The 23,577-nt window shown below is 73.2% G+C and carries 23 protein-coding genes; 12 read left to right on the forward strand and 11 right to left on the reverse strand.

Annotated features, from left to right (window positions below; all coding sequences use genetic code 11):
- The first annotated feature begins 6 nt into the window (after positions 1-6).
- A complete protein-coding gene (locus tag AC57BS_RS22310) occupies positions 7-885 on the forward strand; it encodes a nucleoside hydrolase (protein ID WP_496413639.1) in 879 nt (292 codons plus the stop codon).
- On the opposite strand, the gene AC57BS_RS22315 is transcribed toward AC57BS_RS22310, so the two are convergent.
- From AC57BS_RS22315 to AC57BS_RS22330, 4 genes are all read right to left on the reverse strand, one after another.
- The gene (locus AC57BS_RS22315; RefSeq protein WP_496413640.1) at positions 870-1,520 is read right to left on the reverse strand and encodes a response regulator; all 651 of its coding nucleotides are present in this window, start codon (positions 1,518-1,520) and stop codon (positions 870-872) included. The two genes, AC57BS_RS22310 and AC57BS_RS22315, sit on opposite strands and share 16 nt — an antisense overlap.
- A complete protein-coding gene (locus AC57BS_RS22320) occupies positions 1,517-3,547 on the reverse strand; it encodes a sensor histidine kinase (RefSeq protein ID WP_496413641.1) in 2,031 nt (676 codons plus the stop codon). The genes AC57BS_RS22315 and AC57BS_RS22320 overlap by 4 nt, the downstream gene beginning before the upstream one ends.
- 36 nt (positions 3,548-3,583) lie before the next feature.
- The gene (locus AC57BS_RS22325; RefSeq protein ID WP_496413642.1) at positions 3,584-4,390 is read right to left on the reverse strand and encodes a hypothetical protein; all 807 of its coding nucleotides are present in this window, start codon (positions 4,388-4,390) and stop codon (positions 3,584-3,586) included.
- Between the two features lie 106 nt (positions 4,391-4,496).
- Positions 4,497-5,099, reverse strand: a complete 603-nt coding sequence (locus tag AC57BS_RS22330; protein WP_496413643.1) for a Dps family protein — start codon at positions 5,097-5,099, stop codon at positions 4,497-4,499.
- Between the two features lie 108 nt (positions 5,100-5,207).
- Between AC57BS_RS22330 and AC57BS_RS22335 the strand changes: the two genes are divergently transcribed.
- Positions 5,208-5,645 carry an SRPBCC family protein gene (locus tag AC57BS_RS22335; protein ID WP_496413644.1) on the forward strand — a complete coding sequence of 146 codons (438 nt, stop codon included), beginning with the start codon at positions 5,208-5,210 and terminating at the stop codon, positions 5,643-5,645.
- A gap of 7 nt (positions 5,646-5,652) precedes the next feature.
- On the opposite strand, the gene AC57BS_RS22340 is transcribed toward AC57BS_RS22335, so the two are convergent.
- Positions 5,653-6,114 carry a DUF6328 family protein gene (locus AC57BS_RS22340; protein WP_496413645.1) on the reverse strand — a complete coding sequence of 154 codons (462 nt, stop codon included), beginning with the start codon at positions 6,112-6,114 and terminating at the stop codon, positions 5,653-5,655.
- An 84-nt stretch (positions 6,115-6,198) separates the two neighbouring features.
- Here AC57BS_RS22340 and AC57BS_RS22345 point away from each other — a divergent pair, with 84 nt between their 5' ends.
- Positions 6,199-6,477 (forward strand): DUF7218 family protein, encoded by a 279-nt coding sequence (locus tag AC57BS_RS22345; RefSeq protein WP_496413646.1) that lies wholly within the window; start codon positions 6,199-6,201, stop codon positions 6,475-6,477.
- A gap of 4 nt (positions 6,478-6,481) precedes the next feature.
- Here the strand turns inward: AC57BS_RS22345 and AC57BS_RS22350 are convergent, their stop codons facing one another.
- Positions 6,482-7,312: a DICT sensory domain-containing protein gene (locus AC57BS_RS22350; RefSeq protein ID WP_496413647.1), complete on the reverse strand. Its 831-nt coding sequence runs from the start codon at positions 7,310-7,312 to the stop codon at positions 6,482-6,484.
- Between the two features lie 113 nt (positions 7,313-7,425).
- Here AC57BS_RS22350 and AC57BS_RS22355 point away from each other — a divergent pair, with 113 nt between their 5' ends.
- The 7 genes from AC57BS_RS22355 (at position 7,426) to AC57BS_RS22385 (ending at position 17,258) form a co-directional block, all read left to right on the forward strand.
- The gene (locus tag AC57BS_RS22355) at positions 7,426-7,611 is read left to right on the forward strand and encodes a hypothetical protein (RefSeq protein WP_496413648.1); all 186 of its coding nucleotides are present in this window, start codon (positions 7,426-7,428) and stop codon (positions 7,609-7,611) included.
- Between the two features lie 101 nt (positions 7,612-7,712).
- Positions 7,713-7,886: a CsbD family protein gene (locus tag AC57BS_RS22360; RefSeq protein WP_496413649.1), complete on the forward strand. Its 174-nt coding sequence runs from the start codon at positions 7,713-7,715 to the stop codon at positions 7,884-7,886.
- A 68-nt stretch (positions 7,887-7,954) separates the two neighbouring features.
- Positions 7,955-8,101 carry a hypothetical protein gene (locus AC57BS_RS22365; RefSeq protein ID WP_496413650.1) on the forward strand — a complete coding sequence of 49 codons (147 nt, stop codon included), beginning with the start codon at positions 7,955-7,957 and terminating at the stop codon, positions 8,099-8,101.
- Positions 8,102-8,167: 66 nt separating this feature from the next.
- Positions 8,168-11,524, forward strand: a complete 3,357-nt coding sequence (gene recC, locus AC57BS_RS22370) for an exodeoxyribonuclease V subunit gamma (protein WP_496413651.1) — start codon at positions 8,168-8,170, stop codon at positions 11,522-11,524.
- The gene (locus AC57BS_RS22375; protein WP_496413652.1) at positions 11,521-14,868 is read left to right on the forward strand and encodes a UvrD-helicase domain-containing protein; all 3,348 of its coding nucleotides are present in this window, start codon (positions 11,521-11,523) and stop codon (positions 14,866-14,868) included. The genes recC and AC57BS_RS22375 overlap by 4 nt, the downstream gene beginning before the upstream one ends.
- Entirely contained in the window at positions 14,865-16,616 is a 1,752-nt protein-coding gene (gene recD / locus AC57BS_RS22380; protein WP_496413653.1) for an exodeoxyribonuclease V subunit alpha, read from the forward strand. The genes AC57BS_RS22375 and recD overlap by 4 nt, the downstream gene beginning before the upstream one ends.
- 45 nt (positions 16,617-16,661) lie before the next feature.
- Positions 16,662-17,258: an ACT domain-containing protein gene (locus AC57BS_RS22385; protein WP_496414218.1), complete on the forward strand. Its 597-nt coding sequence runs from the start codon at positions 16,662-16,664 to the stop codon at positions 17,256-17,258.
- Positions 17,259-17,364: 106 nt separating this feature from the next.
- Here the strand turns inward: AC57BS_RS22385 and AC57BS_RS22390 are convergent, their stop codons facing one another.
- The gene (locus AC57BS_RS22390) at positions 17,365-18,681 is read right to left on the reverse strand and encodes an MFS transporter (protein ID WP_496413654.1); all 1,317 of its coding nucleotides are present in this window, start codon (positions 18,679-18,681) and stop codon (positions 17,365-17,367) included.
- Between the two features lie 131 nt (positions 18,682-18,812).
- On the opposite strand from AC57BS_RS22390, the gene AC57BS_RS22395 reads away from it, so the two are divergent.
- Entirely contained in the window at positions 18,813-18,983 is a 171-nt protein-coding gene (locus AC57BS_RS22395; protein WP_496413655.1) for a hypothetical protein, read from the forward strand.
- Position 18,984: 1 nt separating this feature from the next.
- On the opposite strand, the gene AC57BS_RS22400 is transcribed toward AC57BS_RS22395, so the two are convergent.
- On the reverse strand, positions 18,985-19,425 hold the full coding sequence (locus tag AC57BS_RS22400) for a nitroreductase family deazaflavin-dependent oxidoreductase (protein ID WP_496413656.1): 441 nt from the start codon (positions 19,423-19,425) through the stop codon (positions 18,985-18,987).
- Positions 19,426-19,485: 60 nt separating this feature from the next.
- On the opposite strand from AC57BS_RS22400, the gene AC57BS_RS22405 reads away from it, so the two are divergent.
- On the forward strand, positions 19,486-20,421 hold the full coding sequence (locus tag AC57BS_RS22405) for a 1,4-dihydroxy-2-naphthoyl-CoA synthase (protein WP_496413657.1): 936 nt from the start codon (positions 19,486-19,488) through the stop codon (positions 20,419-20,421).
- Between the two features lie 128 nt (positions 20,422-20,549).
- Here the strand turns inward: AC57BS_RS22405 and AC57BS_RS22410 are convergent, their stop codons facing one another.
- Genes AC57BS_RS22410 through AC57BS_RS22420 form a run of 3 tightly spaced genes read right to left on the reverse strand, consistent with a single transcriptional unit; the run spans position 20,550 to position 23,577 of the window.
- Entirely contained in the window at positions 20,550-21,590 is a 1,041-nt protein-coding gene (locus AC57BS_RS22410; RefSeq protein WP_496413658.1) for a glutathione synthetase, read from the reverse strand.
- Positions 21,587-22,777, reverse strand: coding sequence for a peptidase MATCAP family protein (locus AC57BS_RS22415; protein WP_496413659.1), 1,191 nt, complete (start codon positions 22,775-22,777; stop codon positions 21,587-21,589). The genes AC57BS_RS22410 and AC57BS_RS22415 overlap by 4 nt, the downstream gene beginning before the upstream one ends.
- Positions 22,774-23,577, reverse strand: coding sequence for an N-formylglutamate amidohydrolase (locus AC57BS_RS22420; protein WP_496413660.1), 804 nt, complete (start codon positions 23,575-23,577; stop codon positions 22,774-22,776). The genes AC57BS_RS22415 and AC57BS_RS22420 overlap by 4 nt, the downstream gene beginning before the upstream one ends.

Here is a 23,577-nt window from a genome sequence, read left to right on the forward strand (position 1 = left end):
GGCGACGTGCAGGAGCCACGTGACCCGTCGACGAGGCGGGTGGTGCTCGACGTCGACACCGGCATCGACGACGCCCTGGCCCTGCTGTACGCCGTGGCGAGCCCGCAGCTCGACCTCTGCGGCGTGACGACGGTGTCCGGCAACGTGTCCGCAGACCTCGCGGCCAGCAACTCTGCCTCGGTCCTCGCCCGCTGTGGCGCGAGAAGCGTGCCGATCGCGGTCGGGGCGTCCACCACCACGACGGGACGCGGTCCGCGCGAGGGCCCGACGGACCACGGTGCCGACGGCCTCGGCGGGGTGAGTGTCCCTCCGTCTCCTCGTACGCCCGGTAGCCGGCCGGCGGACCTCGTCCGGACGGTCGCCGCCGCCGGGCCGGTCACCCTCGTCGGCCTGGCGCCGATGACCAACCTCCCCACGCTGGCACAGTCGGCCGAGGCCCTCGTCCTGGTCGGTGGCGAGCTGCTCGTCGGGGGCGAGCCCGACCTCAACGCGGGTCACGACCCGGACGCGACGGCCTCCGTCCTGCGTGCCGAGGTGCCGACCACGCTGTACGTCGTGGAGGTCTTCGAGCGGGTGCGGGTCGCTCCCGAGGACATCGAGCGCCTGCGCTCCTCACGCCTGCCGCGAGCGCAGCTCGCCGCGGAGCTGCTCGCGGTTCGCCGGGCGCACCTCGTCGGCGACGCCGGCACTCTGGTGATGCTCGCCCGGCCCGACCTGTTCCGCATCGAGCCGCATCGCGTGGGCCTGGTCGACGGCCGGTTAACGAGGACGCCGACGGGGCGCCTGCTGGACGTGGTCGTGGACGTCGACGCGCAGGCCGCAGCCGCTGACTTCGTCGACGTGCTCCTGTCGGGCGAGCGCCGCGCCACTCAGCCGGGATCCTGACCCAGCCCCGCACGCCTGCCCCGGGCGATCGCCTCGGCACGATCGGCGACCCCGAGCTTGCCGAGCAGCACCGAGACGTTGTTGCGCACGGTCTTCTCCGACAGGAAGAGCTCGCGGGCGATCCGGCGGTTGTCGAAGCCGCGGGCGACGAGGTCGAGCACCTCCCGCTCGCGCTCGCTGAGCTGGGGGAACATCTCTCGTCCGGGCTGCGCGGCGAGACCGCTGAACCAGCTGCCGAGCCGCGCCGCGACGGCCGGGCTGAAGACCGCTCCCCCGGCAGCGACAGTGGCAACGGCGTGGAGGAGGTCGGCGCGGCCGGCCCCCTTGACGACGTAGCCGCGGGCACCGGCTCGCATGGCGGCGACCACGGCGTCGTCGTCCGCGGACATGGTGATCACCAGGATGCCGGTGTCGGGTGCCGTCGCGAGGATCTCGCGGGTCGCGTCGATGCCCGAGCCGTCGGGCAGGTTGAGGTCCATCAGCACGACGTCGGGGCGCAGGGCTGCGGCCTTCTCCACGGCCTCGCGTCGGCCGTGCGCCTCACCCACGACAACCACGTCCGGCACCCCGGTGAGGGCCGCACGGACACCGTCGAGGAACAGGGGGTGGTCGTCGACGAGCAGGACGGTGGTCATCGGAGGTCTCCTACAGCGTGCGGCAGACGTACGTGGACGGTGGTGCCCGAGTCCGAGGTGAGCACGTCGAGCGTGCCGCCGACCTCCTCGGCGCGTTGCCGCATCGACTCCAGGCCGAGGCCCGAGCCGGTGGTCGAGCCGTCTGCTGCCGTCATGCCGACGCCGTCGTCGCTGACCCGCAGCTCGACCTGCGCGCCGTCCCGGACGTCGAGGCGGATCCTCGTGGCCGCGGAGTGGCGTACGGCGTTGGCCAGCGCCTCGGCGGCGATGCGGTGCAGGGCCACCTCGACGGCGGGGTCGGCGGTGACGTGCTCGTCGATCTCCACCTCGACCTCGAGCCCGGGTGCGCGGACGCGGTCGACGAGCGCGGACAGGGCGCGCGCGAGCCCGAGCTCGTCGAGGGCCGCGGGTCGCAGGCCGTCGGTGATCGCGCGCACCTCGGCGACGGCCTGCGCCACCCCGGCACCGACCGAGTCGAGCAGGCGGTCGACCGCCGGCTGCTCGGCGAGGTCCCGTGCGGTCTCGACCTGGAGACGTACGCCGGCGAGCGTGGCGCCGAGGCCGTCGTGCAGGTCGCGCCGGAGGCGGAGGCGCTCGTCCTCCCGCGCGGCGACGAGGTCCTCGCGACTGCGCTGGAGCTGCTGGTGCAGCTGCAGCGCCGCCACGGCCGGGGCCACCTGGTCGGCGAGGCCGCGCAGCACCACCTCGTCGCGCGGGTGCAGCGAGTGCTCGCCCGCGCGGGGCCACACGTCGAGCTCTGCCACCACGTCACCTCGGTGCCGCAGCTCGAAGGCGGCCGGTCGCTGGTCATCCGTGGTGCCGGCGGCGGCCACCGGCCGCTCGATGCTGTCGCCCGACAGCCACACGAGGGCACCGGGCAGCCGCAGCGTCTCCACGACCGTGTCGACCAGCAGCTGCGGCACCAGCGCGACGTCGAGGCCGGCCTCGGAGAGCCTGGTGCCGAGCGCGCTGGTCACGGCGAAGGGGTCGGCCCGGTCGCCGTAGAACATCCGGTCGACGCCGGCGGTCAGCCGCCTCGCCAGCGGCTGCATCAGCGCGCCGGTGAAGCCTGCGGCGACGGCGGCACTGAGCGCGGACTGGTGCTGCGGCAGCGCCTGGAGCAGCGCGAACAGGGTGAGGTAGGCCCCGGCCAGGCACGTGCCGAGGCTCGTGGCGACCAGTGCCCGGCGTACGGCGACGTCCATCTCGTAGAGGCCGTGCCGGGTGATGGCGACCCCGATCGCGAGCGGGACGAGTGCCGCGGCGAAGGCCTGCGCGAGGATGTCGACCGGGGACGGGAGCAGGCCTTGGGCGAGGGTGACCGCGATGAGGACCCCCACTGCGGCGAGGAGGACGAGCACCTGCCGGCGCGCGAGACCCCGGCTGCGGACCAGGCGCACGACCAGCGAGGCGACACCGGCGAGTCCGGCCGGCACGAGCAGCGCGACGGCCACCCAGGTCAGTCCCCGCGACACCGTCAGGTCGGTGACGGGCTTGGTGAGATCGGTGCGACCCTCGAACGTCAGGGGATGGATCGCCAGGCCCACGGTCAGGAGCACGAGCCCGGTCCCGGCGGCGCCGGCTGCCCACCGCCAGTGCCTGCCCGGCAGGAGGCCGTCGGGGTAGAACAGCGGGACGAGCGTCAGCAGCGAGAGGAAGCCCGGCACCCAGATGCTCGTCAGCAGCATGACCGCGATGCCGGTGGCCAGCGAGGGCTCCGCGGCCGCTTGGGCCCAGACCGTGGCCAGCGCAGCCACCCCCGCGCACGCTCCGGCGACCATGAGGATCCAGGCGAGCGCGCGCCCCCCGCGTCGCAGTGCTGGGGAGCTGAGCACGACGAGTGCCGTCACGGGGTAGGAGACGGCGACGACCACGTCGACCGGGACCTCTCCGGCCACCGCGAGGTCCCACGTGTCGAGGACCGCGGCGAGGACGAGGGCCAGGAGCCCGCCACCGACTCCCGGAACGGCGGCGAGCGCCGCGACCGCGGTCACGGAGCGTGACCGGGATCGCGACGCTGGCTGCACGTGGCGGAGTGTAGGTCGGGCGGACACCGCGCGAGGTCAGTTCCGCGCGGCCTGGCGGCGTACGACGACCGAGGCGGCCGCGGCGAGGGCTCCGCACGCCAGGACGGCGAGCGACCAGGGGGTGCTCTCACCGAGGGCGAGACCCGCGGAGCCCAGGACCACCATCGCCGCGGCGAAGCCGACCGCGAGCGCCCGGGCTGCGGGGAGCAGAGCGGCGAACAGCGCGTGGGCGGCCAGGACGATCGAGATCCAGGCCATGTCGAAGAAGTGCGGGTTCTCCGCGTGGTAGCCAGTGGTCGACGCGTTCTGGAGGGCGACCTGGTCGACCGCGAAGGGCAGAAGCACCGCGCTGGCTGCCAGCGCGACCGGCGCGAGCAGTGGGTCGACCTGGACCGGGACGCGCAGCCGCGGTCGCAGCGGCAGCGTCGCCCACAGCAGCGCGCCGGGGATCCCGATCATCGCCATGAGCACTGGCGCACCGCCCCCCTGGGCCGCCACGGCGCACCCGGCACCGGCGGCCATCAGGACGAGGTGGGCCAGGCCGGCCGCGGTGCTCGGTCGACGGCCGTGCCAGCCGGCGCGGAGCAGGGCGAGGATGGGCAGGAGCCACAGCCCGCAGAGGATCAGGCCCTGCCCGGTGAGCTGGTGGAACCGGTGGTCGGCGTCGGTGCCCGTGACGAGCATGCCCGTGATGGTGACGGTGAAGACGGTCGGGATCGCGCAGGCCAGCAGGCCGCTGAGGACCAGCAGCGAGCGCCGACCCCGACCGACGGGCCGGGTGTCGCCGGTGGCCGTGGAGGGTGAGGAGGAGTGGACGGGGGACTGGGTGGTGTGTGTGGTCATGGCTCGACCCTGCGGCTCCCGGTGTCCCGGGGACATCGGGCAGATGTCCCGGCGACGTCCCGAGGTCGCGCTGCCCGTGGCGCGGTGAGCGGGGCGCGGAGGGGGGTCAGCGCTTTCGGGAGGCCTTGCGCGCGGCGCCGACCTCGCTCTGGGCGTCCTCGGTGACCAGCGCGCCGCTCGTGCCCTGCAGGTGGGCGCGCACGAACCACTGGAACTGCTCGAGGTCGGCGCTCTGGCCGATGAGGATGTCCTCGGTGACGGGGTCGTCGTCGCCGACCGCCTCGATCGCGGCGCGGTGGTCCTCGATGACGCCGTTGTAGACGAGGTCGAGGGCGGCGAGGTGGGCGGCGGTGTCGGCGCGGTCGAGGTCGTAGTCGTCCCACGTGCGGGCCGCGACCAGCGCACCGGGCAGCCCGTTGGGCGGCACGCCGAGGGTCGACATGCGCTCGGCGAGGACGTCGACCATGTCGCGCACGCCGTCGATCTGCGGGTCGAGCATCTCGTGAACGCCGATGAAGTGCGGGCCCACGACGTTCCAGTGCGCGTGCTTGAGCGTCAGCGCGAGGTCGTTGAGGGCGTGGACGCGCATCTGGAGCGCCTCGGCGACGGAGTGGCCCGTCTCGGTGGTCAGTCCCGGGACCGTCAGCGGCGCGTCGGAGTCGCTGGTGACCTGGGAAGTGCTGGAGGTGCGTGTCGTCTTCTTGGCCATGCCCCCAACGTAGGACAAACCGTGGACAGACCGCACCGCCCCTAGGTAGGTGCTCGTCCACCGGGGCAGGTTCGGTGCTGATTGGAGACGCTGGCTAGCGTCATTTCCATGCCGTCCATCACGCGCACCTTCACCACCACCGCCCCGCCGGAGGCGGCCCACGCCTACCTCGCCGACTTCCGCAACGCCGAGGCCTGGGACCCGGGCACGAAGACCTGCGAGCGGACCGGCGGCGACGGCGGGGTCGGCACGACCTACCGGAACGTCTCGTCCTTCCTGGGCCGCGAGGTCGAGATCACCTACACGACCGTCGAGCTCGCACCTCCCACCCGCGTCCACCTGCGCGGCACCAACGAGCAGTTCGAGGGGCACGACGTCTTCGAGGTCCGCGCCTCGGGTTCGGGGTCGGAGGTCACCTACACCGCGCAGATGGGGTTCTCCGGGCTCTCGCGGCTCGCCTCGCCGCTGGTGCAGGCCTACCTGCCGATCCTCGCGAAGAAGACCGTCGACCAGCTCCGCTCGTGCCTGGACCGCCAGCCGCGCTAGGCGCCAGCTAGCTCGCGTCGACCCGTCGCGGCACCCCCACCAGCAGCACGGCGAGCACGGCCACCGCGCCCCCTCCCATCGCCGCTGCCCACGTGCGGTCGTAGACCACGTCGACCACCAGGAAGAGGATGCCGGCCAGCAGCAGGGCGATGAGCACCAGTGCCGCCGCGGTCAGCCGGTGGGCGGCCCGGACGAGCTCGGGCTTGGAGTCCTTCTGGAAGACCCGGCGGTGGATGGCGACTGGCGCCAGCATCACCCCGACCGTGGTGAAGGCCAGTGCGAGCAGGCCGACGTACCAGCCGCGCTGGAACGCGTCGAGCAGCTCGAAGCGCGACTGGAAAGGCAGCGTCGCCAGGAACCCCGCCAGCAGCTGGACGCCGGTCTGGCTGACCCGGAGCTCCTGGAGCAGCTCGTTCCAGTTGCGGTCCGCCCGCTCCTGGGGTGTCTCGTCGCGCTCTGACCTCGACATCCCCCGGACGCTACTCGGACGGCGCCACTCGCCCACCCCCTCACGGGTGAGGAGACGCCGTACGACGGGTGGCACCGTGGAGTGATGGCACAGAAGAAGAAGGCAGACCCGGGCCCGTCCGTGAAGGACGCCGAGGTGTACGAGGCGCTGCGTGACGACGGGGCGAGCAAGGAGAAGGCGGCGCGGATCGCCAACGCCTCCGCCGCGCAGGGCCGGTCGAAGGTCGGCGAGCGCGGCGGCGAGGCGACCGACTACGAGGACCGCACGGTCGAGGAGCTGCGGAAGCGCGCGGCCGAGCTCGACATCGAGGGCCGGTCCTCGATGTCGAAGGCCGAGCTGATCGACGCCCTCCGCAACCACTGACCGGTCAGCGCGGCCCGAGCTCGGACAGGGCGCGCAGCCACGTGCGGTCGGCGTCGACCGAGGAGGTGGCGGGCGCGGGACGGACGGCGTCGACGAGGCGCGTGGCGCTGGCCGGTACCTCTCCGCCCGCGGTCCGGACGACGCCCGTGAGCACGCGCGCCGCGGCGATGGCGACCGCTCGGTGCGTGCTGATGACGGCCTCGTAGGCCGGCTCCGCAGCGCCGGACGGCACCTCCCACGCGGCGACCAGCGCGGCGTACGAGTCGCCGAGGCACACGACCGCCCACTCCCGGCGCAGGGGTGAGTCCCCGGGCAGCTGGCACCGGACGGGCGACGCCGTGAGGTCGGCCGGGGTCTCCTCGTCGAAGTCCGCGACGACCGCCGCCCAGGCGGCCGTCCGGCCGAGCTCCTCCCAGCGGTGTCGCGAGGAGGCGTAGCGGTGCCCGAGCTGGAAGGCACCGAGCACGACGGCACGGTCGCCGCGGGCGAGGCACTCGTCCTCGACCGCGTGGGACGCGGCGATGAGGGCGCGGCGCCCCAGCCGGAGCGGACGTACGCCGGGGGTCGCTGCCGCCGCGGCCGCGAAGACCGAGCGCTCACCCTCGACCTCCCGGTCGCGGACGACCGTGTCGATGGCGACCTGGAGCGGCAGGCCGCCGTCGCGCACCTCGAGCACCCGCCGGACGAGGTCGACGTCGGCGTCGGTGAACCGACGGTGGCCCGAGGCCGAGCGCTCGCCGCTGGGGAAGCCGAACCGGTTCTCCCAGGTGCGCAGCGTGCCGGGCGTGACCCCGGCGCGCGCCGCCAGGACACCGATGCTGAAGCCCTCCGACATGACAACCCTCCTGAAGAAGCCCTGCCACACCTCTTGTCAGGTGTGCAGGAATAACTTATACAGGTGTGTAGAGGTTTTCATCCAGCCCACACCCCGGACATCAGGAGACTCCCATGGTCAGCGTGATCCTCATCAGCACCGCCGCCATCATCGTCGCGATCGTGGGGTGTGCGGTCATCTGGCGCATGGACGCCCTCCGTGCCGACGAGATCGAGCACACCCCGCCGCCCGAGCGCCCTCGTGCGCAGCTCAGCCCGACCGCCGACGCCCCCCGTCCGACGCTGCCTCCCGCAGCCTGAACGCTCCTGCCCACCCGGACGGGTGTCGTTGACGACGCACCCGCGTGGCAGGTTGGAAATCGGGCCACCCGGTCCGCACCGACCTCACAGGAGGAGACGACATGGGTCTGGACGACAAGATCGACAACAAGTCCGACGAGATGAAGGGCAAGGCCAAGGAGGCCACGGGCAAGGCCACCGACGACGAGAAGCTCGAGGCCGAGGGCAAGGGCGACCAGGCCGGCGCCAACCTCAAGCAGGCCGGCGAGAAGGTCAAGGACGCGTTCAAGGGCTGACCGCCCCGCAGAGCCCGTACCGCCCTCGCCGGTGCATGACGTCACCGGCGAGGGGGTACGGGCTCGTCATGACCCACGGCCACGACCCCCTCCACCACCCGGACGACGTCGACCCGACGAACCAGAGCGGCCGGCCGGTCATGGTGACCGGCGCGGTGATCGGCATCATCCTGGCGCTCGCACTCCTGGCGGCGGTCTACCTCTACGTCCGCTGACCCCGGCGCGTCCTCCGCGGCCGTCTCCGGCGGTCGGTGTCGGTCGGCGCTCATAGGGTGGGCGCCGTGAGCCTCCACCTGCACACCGCCGAGCGGACCGATGCGCTCGCCGACGGCCTGGCGGACCTGCTCGTCACACCCCTGCCCGATCCGTTCGCCCGCGAGGTCGTGGTCGTGCCGGCCCGCGGCGTCGAGCGCTGGCTCACCCAGCGGATCTCGCACCGGCTCGGCGTGGGCGACCGCGGCGGCGACGGCGTGTGCGCCGGTGTCGACTTCGTGACGCCGCACTCGCTGGTCTCGATGCTCCTCGACCGCGATGCCGAGGACCCGTGGAGTCCCGACCGGCTCGCGTGGCCGCTGCTCGCGGTCATCGACGACGTGATGGGCACCGCCGGGTTCGAGGACCTCACCCGTCACCTCGGTGGCGGTGACCCCGGCGACGACCGCTCGGCCCGTCGCTACGCCGTCGCGCGGCGCCTGGCCGGGTTGTTCTCCTCCTACGCCGTCCAGCGGCCGGCCCTGCTGACCGATTGGCGCGAGGGGCGCGACCGCGACGGCGCCGGAGCCGACCTCGACCCCGACCTCGTGTGGCAGGCCGGGCTGTGGCGGCGACTGCTCGACGCGGTGCCCGCTCCCCCGCCCGACGTACGCCACGCGCAGACGGTCGAGCGGCTGTGCGCCGGCGGCGACGACCTCGACCTGCCCTCGCGCCTGTCACTGTTCGGCCACACCCGGCTGCCGGAGACCGAGGTGTCGCTGCTCGCCGCGCTCGGCACCCTGCGCGACGTGCACCTGTGGCTGCCGCAGGCCTCGACCGCGCTGTGGGCGGCGCTGGAGCCCGCCGCCCGCGAGGGGCAGGTGCCCCGCGCCCACGACACCTCGGCCGAGGTCGTCGGCCACCCGCTGCTCGGGTCGCTCGGTCGCGACTCGCGCGAGCTGCGCCGGACCCTCGGCGACCTGCCCGCCGAGACGGCCGGCCGGGTGCCGGCCACCCCCGACACGCTCCTGGGGCTCCTCCAGCACGACCTCCGCGCCAACCGCGCGCCCGACGCCGGCGAGCGCGCCGCACGCGGCACGCCCGGCGCGGGCGACGATTCGGTCCAGGTGCACGCCTGTCACGGCGCGGCCCGGCAGGTCGACGTGCTCCGCGAAGTGCTGGTCGGGCTCCTCGACGACGACCCGACGCTCGAGCCGCGCGACATCCTCGTGATGGTGCCCGACATCGAGACCTACGCACCGCTGATCTCGGCGTCGTTCGGCATGGCCGAGGTCGCCGGCGACGGCGTCGGGCACCCCGGCCACCAGCTGCGCGTACGCCTCGCCGACCGGTCGCTCGCCGCGACCAACCCGCTGCTCGCCCTCGCCGCCCAGCTCGTCGAGCTCGTCCGGGGCCGGATGACGGCCAGCCAGGTGCTCGACGTCGCCGGGGCGGACCCGGTGCGGGCGCGGTTCGGCCTCGGCGACGAGGAGCTCGAGCGCATCACCCACTGGGTCGACGTCAGCGGCGTGCGGTGGGGCTACGACGCCGACCAGCGCGGCGCCTTCGGGCTGGCCGGCCTCGACGCCAACACCTGGGTCACCGGGATGCGACGGGTGCTGCTGGGGGCGGCCATGTCGGGCCTGGACCACCGCCACGTGTCCGGCACCGTCCCCGTCGACGACGTCAGCGACGGCGACCTCGACCTCGTCGGGCGCTTCGCCGAGCTCGTCGAGCGCATCCACGCCTTCGTCGAGTCCGCCGAGCGCGCGCGGACGGTGACCGACTGGACCACCGCGCTGTCCGACGCCGTGCACCGGCTCACGTCGACGCCGCTGACCGAGGTCTGGCAGGTCGCACAGTTCGACCGCGAGGTGGCGCGCATCGCCGCCGGCGCCGGCGACTCCGACACCCTGCTGCGGCAGGCCGACGTACGCGCCCTCCTCCAGCAGCGGCTGCGCGGCCGGCCCACCCGCGCCAACTTCCGCACCGGCACCCTCACCGTGTGCACGATGGTGCCCATGCGGTCGGTGCCCCACCGGGTCGTGTGCCTGGTCGGCCTCGACGACGGCGTGTTCCCGCGGGTGTCGACCGTCGACGGCGACGACGTGCTCGCCCGACGGCCCCGCACCGGCGAGCGCGACCTCCGCGCCGAGGACCGGCAGCTGTTCCTCGACGCGATCGTCGCCGCCACCGACAAGCTCGTCATCACCTACACCGGCAGGGGCGAGCACACCGGCTCCGAGCGCCCGCCCGCGGTGCCGCTGGGCGAGCTGCTCGACGCGCTCGACCGCACGGTCGCCGCACCGGTGCGCGACCACGTGCTGACCCACCACCCGCTGCAGCCGTTCGACGAGGCCAACTTCGTCGTCGGCCGGCTGCGCGGGTCGGGCCCGTTCACCTTCGACCGCCTCGCGCTTGCCGGCGCCACGGCCGCGCGGCGCGAGCGGGAGCCGGTCACCGTGCTCGTGCCGACGCCGTTGCCGGCCGCCGACCCGACCCCGCCGGACGTCTCGCTGGCCGACCTCCAGGACTTCTTCGCCCACCCGGTGCGCGGCTTCTTCCGGCGGCTGCGGATCGCGCGCCCCTACGACGCCGACGAGGTCGAGGACGCGATCCCGATCAGCCTCGACGGGCTGGACAAGTGGGCGATCGGCGACCGCATCGTCACCCACGTCATGTCCGGGGCCAACCCGCAGGACGCCATGCTGGTCGAGCAGCTCAGCGGGTCCCTCCCGCCCGCGGCGCTCGGCGTCGGCGTGCTCCGCGAGATCGTGGCCAACGTCAAGCCGTTGGTCGAGACGGCCCAGTCGCTGCGCAGCGGGCCGCGGCGCACCCTCGACGTCGACATCGAGCTCGGTGGCGGACGCCGGCTCTCCGGCACCGTCGGCAACGTGTGGGGCAACCGTGCGGTCGCGGTCTCGTTCTCCAACCTCGGCGCCAAGCACCGGCTCGCCTCGTGGATCAACGCCCTCGCCCTCGGCGCCGGACTGCCCGACGAGAACTGGACCGTGCACACCATCGGCAAGCACCGCTCGGGCGGGCAGGTGCAGCAGGTCGGGCCGCTCGCCCAGCACGAGGCCCAGCAGTGGCTGCGCGACCTGGTCGCCCTCTACGACGCGGGCCGCTGCGAGCCGCTGCCCCTCCCGGTCAGGACGTCGCTCGCATGGGCCGAGGAGTTCCGCCGCGTCCGGGCGGGCAGCGACGGCGACCCCGACGTACGGGCCCGCGCGGAGTGGGAGACGCCCCGCTTCAACGACTCGGGATTCCCCAAGGAGGACGCCGACGTCTGGCACGTGCGCGCCTTCGGCCAGGCCGCCGACTACGACCTGCTGGCCGCCGGCCTCCGCGACGGCGAGGACGGGCCGCACCGCCTCGGCCACTACGCGTGGCGACTCTGGAGCCCGCTCATCGACGGCGGCCACGAGCAGGTGAGGGGACTGTGACGGACACCTTCGACATCGCCGCCGACCTCCACCCCGGCACGACCCTGCTGGAGGCCAGCGCCGGCACCGGCAAGACCTGGACCATCGCGGCGCTCGTGGCCAAGCAGGTCGCCTCGGGCGAGGTGCGCCTCGACGAGATGCTCGTCGTCACGTTCACCCGGGCCGCGAGCCAGGAGCTGCGCGAGCGCGTACGCCGCCAGCTCGACGAGGCCGTGCAGCTGCTGGCCGACCCGGCGCTCCGCGACCCCGCCAACCGACTGCACGACTGGCTGCTCGACGCTCCCGCCGACGAGGTCGCCCGCCGCCTCGACCGGCTGACGGCGGCGCTGGTGTCGTTCGACGCCGCCACCATCGCGACGATCCACCAGTTCTGCCAGCTCGTGCTGCGCAGCCTCGGCGTCGCGGGCGACACCGACGCCGCCGCCACCCTCGTCGAGGACCTCGAGCAGCTCACCACCGAGACCGTCGACGACCTCTACCTCGCGCGCTTCGGGCAGGAGGAGAAGCCACCCTGGACCCGCGCCGCCGCGCTCGAGCTGGCGCGTACGGTCGTCGGCGACCCACGAGCCGTCGTCGAGCCCGCCGCGGCCCTCACCGCCTCCCCCGACTCGGCCGCCGCGATGCGGGTGCGGTTCGCCACCGACGTGCTCGAGGAGGTCGAGCGTCGCAAACGACGACTGGGGATCCTCAGCTACGACGACCTGCTCAGCCAGCTCGCCGACGCGCTCGAGGACGAGCGCGCCCCGGCCCGTCTCCGCATGCAGCACCGGTGGAAGTTCGTGCTGATCGACGAGTTCCAGGACACCGACCCGGTGCAGTGGCAGGTCTTCCAGCGGGCCTTCTCCGAGACCACCACCATGGTGCTGATCGGCGACCCCAAGCAGGCGATCTACGCCTTCCGCGGTGGCGACATCGTCACCTACCTCCAGGCCTCGGAGACGGCGGCGACGGTCCAGACCCTCGGCGTCAACTGGCGCTCGGACGGGCCGCTGCTCGACTCCGTCCACGCGGTGCTGCGCGGCGCCCGGCTCGGCGAGGAGCGGATCGTCGTGCACCCGGTCGAGGCGCACCGCACCTCCGCCCGCCTGCACGGGGCCGGCGCGCCCTTCCGGCTGCGGGTCGTGCGACGGGCCGAGATCGGCAAGGGCCCGCGCTCCAAGCCGCCGGTGGCGCTGTGGCGCGACCACGTCATCACCGACACCGCCCACGACATCAAACGCCTCATCGAGTCGCGGCCGACCTTCGACGGTCGCGACCTGAGGCCCGGCGACATCGCGGTCCTCGCCGCTCGCCGCAACGAGCTCGAGGCCGTCCAGCACGCGCTCGCGCAGGTGGGCGTGCCGTCGGTGGTCAACGCCGGCGGGTCCGTCTTCCACACCCCCGCGGCCGGGGAGTGGGTCGCCCTGCTCGAGGCGCTCGAGCAGCCGCACCGCGCCGACCGCGTCCGCGCCGCGGCGCTCACGTCCTTCTTCGGCCACACCGCCGCGTCGCTCGACGCCGGGGGCGACGACCTGACCGACCGGCTCGCCGACCGCGTACGCCGGCTGGCCGACGTCTTCACGCAGCGCGGCGTCGCCGCCGTCGTCGAGGTCGCCGCCGCCGAGGGCCTGACCGCGCGGGTGCTGGCCCGCGTCGGCGGCGAGCGGACCCTCACCGACCTGCGCCACGTCGGGGAGTCGCTGCTGCGGGTCTCCACCGAGGAGCGCCTGGGCCTGGTCGGCCTGCTCGCCTGGCTGCGCGAGCAGGTCGCCGACGACAAGCTCGAGGTCGCCTCCGAGCGCACCCGGCGCCTCGACTCCGACGCCGAGGCCGTCCAGCTGGTCACCATCCACGGCAGCAAGGGCCTGCAGTACCCCGTCGTCTACCTGCCGACCCTGTGGAACCGCTACACCGGGCGTGAGCCCGCGGTTCCGCTCTACCACGACGACGACGGCCAGCGCTGCCGCGACGTCGGCGGCCCGAGCGCCTTCCGCCGCGAGGCGGTGGCCCGGCACTGGCGCGAGGACGCCGGTGAGTCGCTGCGACTGCTCTACGTCGCGATGACCCGCGCGCAGTCGCAGGTCGTCGCCTGGTACGCCGCGGCCGAGCGCAACACCCCCGACTCCCCGCTCCACCGGGTGCTGTTCGGGCGGCGGCCGGGCATGGCCCCCGTCCCCGACAGCCAGGCGCTGGTCGACGAGGACCGCCTGATGACCATCCTGGCCGCCTGGCAGGACGCCGGTGGCCCGAGCGTCGAGCTCGCCACGCTCGTCCCGCCCGACCCCACTCCCCTGCAGCGCTCGACCGAGGCCCTCGCCGTGCGCGAGTTCACCCGGTCGGTCGACACCGCCTGGCGGCGCACCTCCTACTCGTCGCTCTCCGCGGCCAGCGCGTCGCACGCGGCCGCGGCCTCGCTGTCGGAGCCCGAGGACGTGCCCGACGAGGACTCCGCCGTCTCGGCCGACGACCTGGGCGACGCGGCTGCCGCGACCGCGCTCCCGGCTGCGGCGTCCGTGCCGTCCCCGATGGCGACGCTGCCGGTCGGCGCGACGTTCGGCTCGCTGGTGCACGCCGTGCTCGAGCACGCCGACCCGGCGGCCGACGACTTCCGCGGCGAGCTGCTGCGGCTCATCGACGAGCAGCTCGTGTGGTGGCCGGTCGAGCTCGACCCGGCCGAGCTGGCCGACGCGCTGGTCGCGGTCTGCAGCAGCCCGCTCGGGCCGCTCGCCGCCGACCGGACGCTGCTGTCGCTCGGCCTGCCCGACCGCCTGCGCGAGCTCGACTTCGAGGTGCCGCTGGCGGGCGGCGACACGGCAGCGCCCGCCGCCGACGTACGCCTCGGCGACCTCGCCCCGCTGCTGCGTCGCCACCTCCCCGAGGGCGACGCCGTACGGGTCTACGCCGATGCCCTCGACGCCGACCCCGACCTGGCGGCGCAGTCGCTGCGCGGCTACCTCACCGGGTCGATCGACGTGGTGCTGCGCCTCGACGTGGACGGGGCGCAGCGGTTCCTGACCGTCGACTACAAGACCAACTGGCTGGGTCCGCTCGACCAGCCGCTGACCGCCCACGACTACCGGCCCGAGATGCTCGACGAGGCGATGGCGCACTCCGACTACCCCCTGCAGGCCCTGCTCTACACCGTGGTCCTGCACCGCTTCCTGCGGTGGCGGCTCCCGGCCTACGACCCGCAGACCCACCTCGGCGGCGTGCTCTACCTCTACCTGCGCGGGATGTGCGGGCCGGACACGCCCGTCGTCGACGGCATGCCGTGCGGCGTCTTCTCGTGGCGCCCGCCCGTCGCCCTCGTCGAGGAGCTGTCCGACCTGCTCGACGGCGTACGCGCGGGGGTGACGGTGCCGTGAGCGACCTCTTCGAACCCCTCGACGCCCACGACCGCGACCTCGCCCTCGCGGCGACCGGCCTCCTCGCGACCTTCAACACCGCAGGCGTGCTCACCGCGGCGGACGTGCACGTCGCGACCACCCTCGGCAGGCTGGTGGGCGAGCACGACGAGGCGGTCCTCCTCGCGGTGGGGCTGGCCGTGCGCGCCGTACGCCACGGATCGGTCTGCCTCGACCTGGCCGCGGTGCCCGGCTCGCTGCCGGACCTCGACCTCCCCTGGCCCGCACCGAACGGGTGGGCGAGCAGCGTCTCGGCGAGTCCCCTGGTCGCCGCGGAGGTGGTGCACGTCGAGCACGGGCTGGTCTACCTCGACCGCTACCACGAGCAGGAGACGCAGGTCCTCGACGACCTGCGCAGCCGCGCGCTGGTGGCGCACGTCGTCGACCGCGACCTGCTGGCAGAGTCCCTCGCCCGGGTCTTCCCGGGCGCCGAGGCCGACGAGCAGCGCGCCGCCTGCCTGCGTGCGGCCACCCGGGCCACGACCGTGGTCACCGGCGGTCCGGGCACCGGCAAGACCACGGCGGTGGCCGGCCTGCTGGCCGCGCTCGTCGAGCAGGCGGAGGCGACCGGCGTCGCGCTGCGCGTCGCGCTCGCGGCCCCGACCGGCAAGGCCGCGGCACGTCTCGAGCAGTCCGTGCGCGCCTCCGCGGCCCGGTTCGGCGACGCCGACCGGGCCCGATTGGCCGACGTCTCGGCGATGACGCTGCACCGGCTGCTGCGTCAGGACCCCGGCAACAGCACCCGCTTCCGCCACCACCGCGGCAACCGGCTCCCGCACGACCTCGTCGTCGTCGACGAGGCGTCGATGGTGTCGCTGACGATGATGGCCCGACTGCTGGAGGCCGTACGCCCCGAGGCACGTCTGGTGCTCGTCGGCGATCCCGACCAGCTCAGCTCGGTCGACGCCGGCGCCGTGCTGACCGACCTCGTGCGTGGCTACGAGCACCGCGACGACAGCCCGGTCGCCGCGCTGCGCACCGCCCACCGCTACGGCGCCGAGATCGGCCGGCTCGCGGAGGCGCTGCGGCTCGGCGACGCCGACGCCGCCATCGACGCGCTCCGGTCGGGGGGCGAGGCCGTCGAGTGGGTGGCCGACGGCGACCCCGCCAGCACGATCCGGTCGGCCGTGCTGCCCCACGCCCTCGCCGTGCACGACGCTGCCGCCGCCGGTGACGCGACGCGGGCGCTCGCCGCGCTGGACCGGCACCGCCTGCTGTGCGCGCACCGGGACGGCCCCTTCGGCGTACGCCACTGGAACCGTCGCATCGAGCAGTGGTTCACCGCCGAGACCGGGGTGCCGGTCCACGACGCGGCCTATCCCGGCCGCCCGATCCTGGTGTCGTCCAACGACTACTCGCTCGGCGTCTACAACGGTGACACCGGCGTCGTCGTCGCCGGTCCGTCAGGACCGCGGGCCGCGATCGCGACCGGGGTGGGCTCGCTCGACCTCGCCCCCTCGCGCCTGGGCGACGTGGAGACGATGCACGCGATGACGATCCACAAGTCGCAGGGCAGCCAGGCCGACGAGGTCACCGTGCTGCTGCCCGACGAGGAGTCGCGCCTGCTGACCCGCGAGCTGTTCTACACCGCGGTCACCCGGGCGCAGCGCAAGGTGCGCGTGATCGGCTCGGAGTCGGCGGTGCGCGCGGCCATCGCGCGGCAGGCGCTGCGGGCCAGCGGGCTGCGCGCCCGCCTGTCGGATGCCTGAAACGTGGCGGACACGCGCGACCGCTAGCCTCGTGGCATGCCCTACCTGATGCGCGTCGAGCTCCCCGATGTCCCGGGGTCGCTGGGCCGCGTCGCGAGCGCGATCGGTGAGGCCGGCGGCGACATCGAGGCGATCGAGATCGTCGAGAAGCACGACGGCTTCGCAGTCGACGACGTGCTGCTCGAGATCCCCTCCGGCACGATGCCCGACTCGATCATCTCCGCCTGCTCCGTGCTCGACGGCGTGAGCGTGCTGTGGATCAGTCGCTACGCCGCCGGCGGCAACCTCTTCCTCGACCTCGAGGTCGTCGAGGCGCTGACCGAGGACCCCTCGACCGCGCGCGACCGGCTCGTCGAGCTGCTGCCGATCGCCTTCCGCGTCGACTGGGCGGCCCGGGTGACCCCGGGTGAGAACGGCGGCACCGTCGTGCACGCGACCGACGCGGCACCCTCGGCGTACGACGTCCAGCCGGTCGCGGTGCCCACCCGGCTGCCGGGCGACGAGGTCTACGTCGAGTGCGCCGCCCCGTTCGGCGACGACCTCGTGCTGATGGGCCGCCGCGGCGGTCCGGAGTTCCTCGACTCCGAGCTCGCCCGCCTCGAGCACCTGCTCGGCCTGGCGATCACGATCAGCCGCACCTGAGGATCTACCCTCGCCCGCACGCCGTTGGCGGTGAGTGAGACACCTTCTCAGCGCCCAGAACCTGCGTCACTCACCGCTGATCGCGCGCCGTACGAGTCTCCGGAGGTCAGGCCACGGAGCGGATCCGGGTGACGAAGACCGAGCCCAGCACGCAGAACGCGAAGCCGACGATGTAGACGACGCCGTAGCCCAGCGACCAGGACTCACCCTGCGTGGCCACCGACCCGCCCAGCTCGCGTACGACGACGAGGAGCAGGCCGGCGATGGCCGGGGCGAGCACCTGCGGCAGCGCGGCGGCGATGTTGATGACGCCGAGGTCCTTCGCGCGGTCCACGGCTCCGGGCAGCACCTGGGTGATGAGCGCGAAGTCGACGGCCTGGTAGACGCCGAACCCGGCTCCCAGCACGGCCGCGGCGAGCAGTGCACCGGGCCAGGCCTGCCAGAGCCCGAGGACGAGCGAGCTGGCGCCGATCAACGCGCCGGACCAGATCACGAAGACCTTGCGGCGGCCGACGCGGTCGCTCCAGTGCCCGACCACGACAGTGGTGGCGACGGTGCACCCGCCGTAGATCAGGACCAGGACGCCCAGCCGGGCGGTCGCGTCGTCGTCGCCGAACCCGAGGCCGTCGGTGAGGAAGTAGTAGAGGTAGTTGAGGGCGATCCAGTTGCCGAGGTTGACGAGGAACCTCGTCAGCCACGCCCAGGCGAAGTCGGGGTGCTCGCGAGGCGAGACCCAGAACGAGCGGACCAGCCGCTTCCAGTCCATCGGCTCGAGCGGGTGGTCGGCCGGCAGCGCGATGTCGCGCGACCCGACGAGGTAGGGCACCGACAGCAGCAGCATCACGGCCGCGATCGTGACGTAGCCCTGAGCGATCGACCCGGTGACCTCGGCGATCTTGATGCCGAGCAGCACGCCGACGGTGCCGGCGATGGCAATCAAGCCGCCGATCAGTCCACGCCGGGGGACCGGCACCTGGTCGGGCACGGCCGCGACGCCGCCTGCCCAGGCGGCGTTGAGGGCGAGCTGCACCAGGCTCCAGGCGACGACCATCCAGAGCGCGCTCTCCGCCACCGACAGCAGCAGCAGCGACGCGGCGCCGAGGACCACACCGCCGAGGATCCACGGCACCCGGCGTCCGAGGCGCGAGCGCGTACGGTCGCTGAAGGCGCCCCACACCGGGTTGGCGACGAGCGACACCGACGCACCCGAGAACAGCACGACCGCGAGCAGCGCCTCCTTGCTCATCCCGCCCGGCTCGACAGCGGCGACGTCGGCCGCCTGCTGGGCGAGCAGCACCTGGATCGGGCCGAACCAGCCGGCCATCAGGCCGAGGTTGAGCAGCACCAGCGCGCCGATCCACCTCGCCGGTGGGGCGTCGACCGGGTCGTCGAAGGCCGAGCGGGTCGGCACCGTGGTCGTCACGGCGTCATTGTGGGGCCGGGAGCCGCCGGCGGGAAGGGCTCAAGGCCGTTGCGCACGGGGCCGTTGCGCGCGCGCCCACGACGCGGTCGGATGGGGGTACGCACGCCCCCACCTGACGAGAGGACACGGACATGAGTGAGCACGCGGCTCTCCCAGACGACGCGACAGACCCGGAGGACCCGTTCGAGCCGGAGGCGCCGGCCCACGTCGACCCCGACGAGGAGACGATCGTGCACGACGAGGACCTCGACGACGAGGCGGTCGTCGACGAGGTCGAGCCGGACCCCGGGCAGCCGACCTGAGTCAGGCGCGCTCGAGCAGGAAGAGCGGGATCTCCCGGTCGGTCTTCTCCTGGTAGGAGGCGTACGTCGGCCAGGTGGCTACGGCGTGCTGCCACCAGTCGGCGCGCTCCTCGCCCTCGAGGACCCGCACGCTGTAGACGTGCTTCTCCGCGCCGTCCTGCAGCTCGACTTCGGGATGGGCGACGAAGTTGTGGTACCACTCGGGGTTCTGAGGGGCCCCGCCGAGCGACGCGACCGCGAGGTAGGCGCCGTCGCGCTCGACCCGCATCACCGGGTTCTTGCGCAGGTGGCCCGACTTCGCGCCGACCGAGGTGATGACCACGATGGGGTAGCCGGTGTCGCGCAGGGTGTTCGCCCTCTCGCCGTTGCTCGCCTCGTACTCCGCCACCTGGTCGCGGACCCACTGGGCGGTGCTCGGGACATATGTTCCAGTCAGTGCCATGCCTGTCCAACGCCGAGGCGGGCACACTTCTTCCGCGGCGGCACGGCTACCCTCCCGGGCATGAGTGCGATCGAGGGCGTCAGCGAGATCTTCGACCCCGAGGCCTGGGACACCGTCCCCGGCTTCGACGACCTGACCGACCTGACGTACCACCGGGCCCGCGAGCACGGCACCGTACGCATCGCCTTCGACCGCCCCGACGTGCTCAACGCGTTCCGGCCGCACACCGTCGACGAGCTGCTCCGTACGCTCGACCACGCGCGCACGTCCGCCGACGTCGGCTGCGTGATCCTCACCGGCAACGGCCCGAGCGCCAAGAACGGCAAGTGGGCCTTCTGCACCGGCGGTGACCAGCGCATCCGCGGCCGGGCCGGCTACCAGTACGAGACGGACGGCCACGTGGACGAGGGCGCTCCGCCCAACCCCATCGACAAGGCCAAGCTCGCTCGCCTGCACATCCTCGAGTGCCAGCGGCTGATCCGCTTCATGCCCAAGGTCGTCATCTGCGTGGTCCCCGGCTGGGCCGCCGGCGGCGGGCACAGCCTGCACGTCGTCGCCGACCTCACCCTCGCCAGCCGCGAGCACGCACGCTTCAAGCAGACCGACGCCGACGTCGGGTCCTTCGACGGCGGCTACGGCTCGGCCTACCTCGCGCGGCAGGTCGGTCAGAAGTTCGCCCGGGAGATCTTCTTCCTCGCCGACGAGTACGACGCCGAGGAGATGCACCGCATGGGCGCGGTCAACCGCGTGGTCGAGCACGCCGACCTCGAGAAGGTCGCCCTCGACTGGGGCCGCAAGATCAACGGCAAGTCCCCCACCGCGCAGCGGATGCTGAAGTACTCCTTCAACCTTCTCGACGACGGCCTCGTCGGCCAGCAGCTCTTCGCCGGCGAGGCGACGCGCCTGGCCTACATGACCGACGAGGCGCAGGAGGGTCGCGACCAGTTCCTCGAGAAGCGCGACCCCGACTGGTCGCCCTTCCCCTGGTACTACTGATTCACAGGCCGCTTGGGTAGTCCGCTGCGAAAAGCCGGTGCGGGGGGCCTCCGGAGCGGCATTTCGCAGCGGACTATCGAGAGGGGTGGGGACAAAGGGGTGGGGACAGAGGTCTCCAGCCCTCGGCGTCAGCTCGTCGAGAGGCGGCAGTTGTCGATCTCGGGGTAGTGCTGGCGGATCTTCACCTTGCGCTCGAGCTCGGCGATGATCGCGGGCGCGAAGTTGACCTCGGTGAGCGCCTGCGCGCTGCCGAGTCCGCCGGGGCTGAAGACGTTGATCTCCATCAGCTTGTCGCCCACGATGTCGAGCCCGACCAGGAACATGCCGTCGGCGACCAGCTTGGGCCGCACGACCTCGACCATCTCGAGCATCTCGTCGGTGACCGCGACCTTCACGGCCTTGCCGCCGGCCGACATGTTGGAGCGGATGTCCTTCGTCGACGGCGTACGCCGGAACGCGGCGTACTGTCCGTCGACCGTGAGCGGCTGACCGTTCATCACGAACATTCGCACGTCGCCCTTGGCCGCCTCGGGGAGGTACTCCTGGGCGACGACGTAGCCGTCGCGCGAGATGGCCTCGATGATCTGCTGGAGGTTGGGCGCCTCCTTGCGGTCGACGAGGAAGACGCCCGCCCCGCCGGAGCCCTGGAGCGGCTTGAGCACCGCCTTGCCGCCGAGGTCCTTGATGAACTCCTCGATCATGTCCTCGTCGCGCGAGATCAGCGTGCGCGGGCGGACGATCTCGGGGAAGTGCTGGAAGTAGGCCTTCGACAGCGCGTTGGCCAGGCTGGTGGGGTCGTTGACGACGAGCACCCCGCTGGAGGCGATGAGCTGCCCGAACGCGACGCCGGCGTTGTTGCGCCACGGGTCGGACTCGGCGTCGTCGGCCGGGTCGTTGCGCAGCATCACCACGTCGAACTCGTCCATCCCGATGAGCTGCTCGACGTCGGGCTTCTGCACGTCCGCGAGATGCCGCTCGAGCGACCTGTACGACTTGGCCTGGCCGGCGCGGGCCTTGGTGCTCAGCGACCCGTCGGGCTCGTAGGCGAAGTCGCCGATCCCCATGTACCAGGCCTCGTGGCCCATCTCCTTGGCCGCCATGGCGAGGCGGTTGGTGGTGTACTCCGCCTTCTCGGTGGCGATGTCGTTGACGACGAATCCGATCTTCATGGCTGTTCCTCCAGGAGTGTGCTGAGGTCGTCCGTGCCGGCCGCCCGGGCGAGGTTGTCGTGGGCGGACGGGTCGAGCAGGTAGCGCGGCAGGACGCGGGCGGGGCGCAGCAGTCCACGCTCCTCCAGGTTGCCGATGAGGGGCAGGTCGCGCAGCGAGAACTTGCCGAGCCACATCTGGTCGAGCGAGCCGCCCGACCCGAGGTGGTCGAGCAGCTCGACGAGCCCGCGCAGGTAGATCGCGTCCTTGGTCATCCCGCCGGAGCGGTAGACGCGCATGACGGTGGTCCACGCGCTGCCGCTCGGGAAGTCGTCGGCGACCAGCGCCTCGTGCGCCTCGGCGAACGTGGCGCCGGAGACGAGCCGGTGGACGGTCACCACGCGACCGGCCAGCTGCCGCAGGCGGAAGGCGGTGAGACCGCCGCAGGCGATCTCGGCGAGCACGGCCAGGCCCTCCTGCGTCTCGTCGTAGCCGGCCAGCCCCACGCCGAGCACCTTGATCGGCTGGTGGCTGCCGTTGGCCTGCGTGACCAGGTGGGTCCCCACCTCGTGGTGCAGCAGCGCCTGGGCCCGCGGCCGCTGGACCTTGGTCTCGGGGCCGATGAGCAGCACGTCGCCGGAGACCATGACGCCGTTGACGTCGGAGCGGATCTCGGCGTGCATGTCGAGGTCGGGGTCCTCGTCGCGGTAGCGCGCGATCTCGGCCTCCGCCATCGCGAGGAACTCCTCGGCGTCGAGGGCCTCGTCGGTCGGCTCGGTGCGGGTGATCGTGGCGAGCAGCCCCTCGGCCTGCTTGCGCAGCGACGGCGACACCCCGCCGTACAGCTCCACGCTGAGCGGGAGGAAGTCGTCGGTGTCGCGGGCCTCCAGCATGTCGAGCTGGAGCTCCATCTCACGGTGCTTGGCGCGCAGCAGCTGGCCGAGCACCGGGTCCTCGACGGCGCCGGGGTCGATGTCGTCGAGCTCGGCGCGGATGACGGCCGGATCGGTCTCCAGCTCGCGATAGGTGAAGGGCGGGTCGGGCTGGCGGCCCTCGAGGAAGTCGTCGCGCAGGTCGTCGGCGTCGACCGGCGTGATGTCGAGCAGGAAGCGGTAGCTCTGGGCGAGCAGCGAGAGCCGGTGGTCGACGGCGAGGTCGGCGGCGCTGAGCCCCGCGTCGGCCCGGGGATCGTCGGCGTCGTCGCTCATCGCAGCAGGGCCAGCTCGTCGAGCAGCCCGGGCAGGGCCGCCGCGAGCCCCTGCTGGGCGCAGCGGAACCGGTCGGCGTGCAGCTCACCGGTCCACTCGTCCATGAAGGTCTTCTTGAACTCCAGCGCTAGCACGCAGCCCACCCGCGGGTAGCGGTCGTGGACCCACCAAGCGAGGTTGCGCCCCTCGAACGCGACGTTCTCGCGGGCGTCGAGCGGCCCGCACCCGAGCGAGGCGTCGCGCAGGTCGCCCGTGAAGCGCTCGACCAGCGGGCCGAAGAGGTCGTGGTCGAGGCTGCCGGTGCCGACGTTGACCTCGGGGTTCTCCGACGCCGGGGCGGGCGGCTCGTCGGCGCCGTCGCGACGGTGGTTGTAGGAGTGCACGTCCAGCAGCACGAACGGGCCACGCTCGGCCACGGCGTCGAGCCGCGGCGCCAGGGCGTCGTAGAAGGCGTCGTACGTCGCGAGGCTGCCCTCGAAGAGCTCGTCGGAGAGCTCGCCGCCGCGCCACACCTCGAGCCCCCAGCAGTCCTCGGGCGTGCGGTAGACCGCCTCGCGGCGCGGCCGGTTGAGGTCGGCCTCGAAGCGGGACCGCGAGGTCACCACGTGGTCGGGGACCACAGCGGCGAGCCGGTCGGTGAACGGGTCCTCCTCGCGGAACCGCTCGGCCTCGTCGAGCACCATCGCCTCGGCGATCTCGGGCCGCAGCGCGTGCCCGGCGTGCACCGACGTCGCCACGAGCTGCCCGGTCCAGTCGCCGACGAACGCGACAGCGTCCGACATCCCTCCCACGTCCGTCAT

The organism is Nocardioides sp. BGA-UO-ETr-FS32 (genome assembly GCF_059567905.1).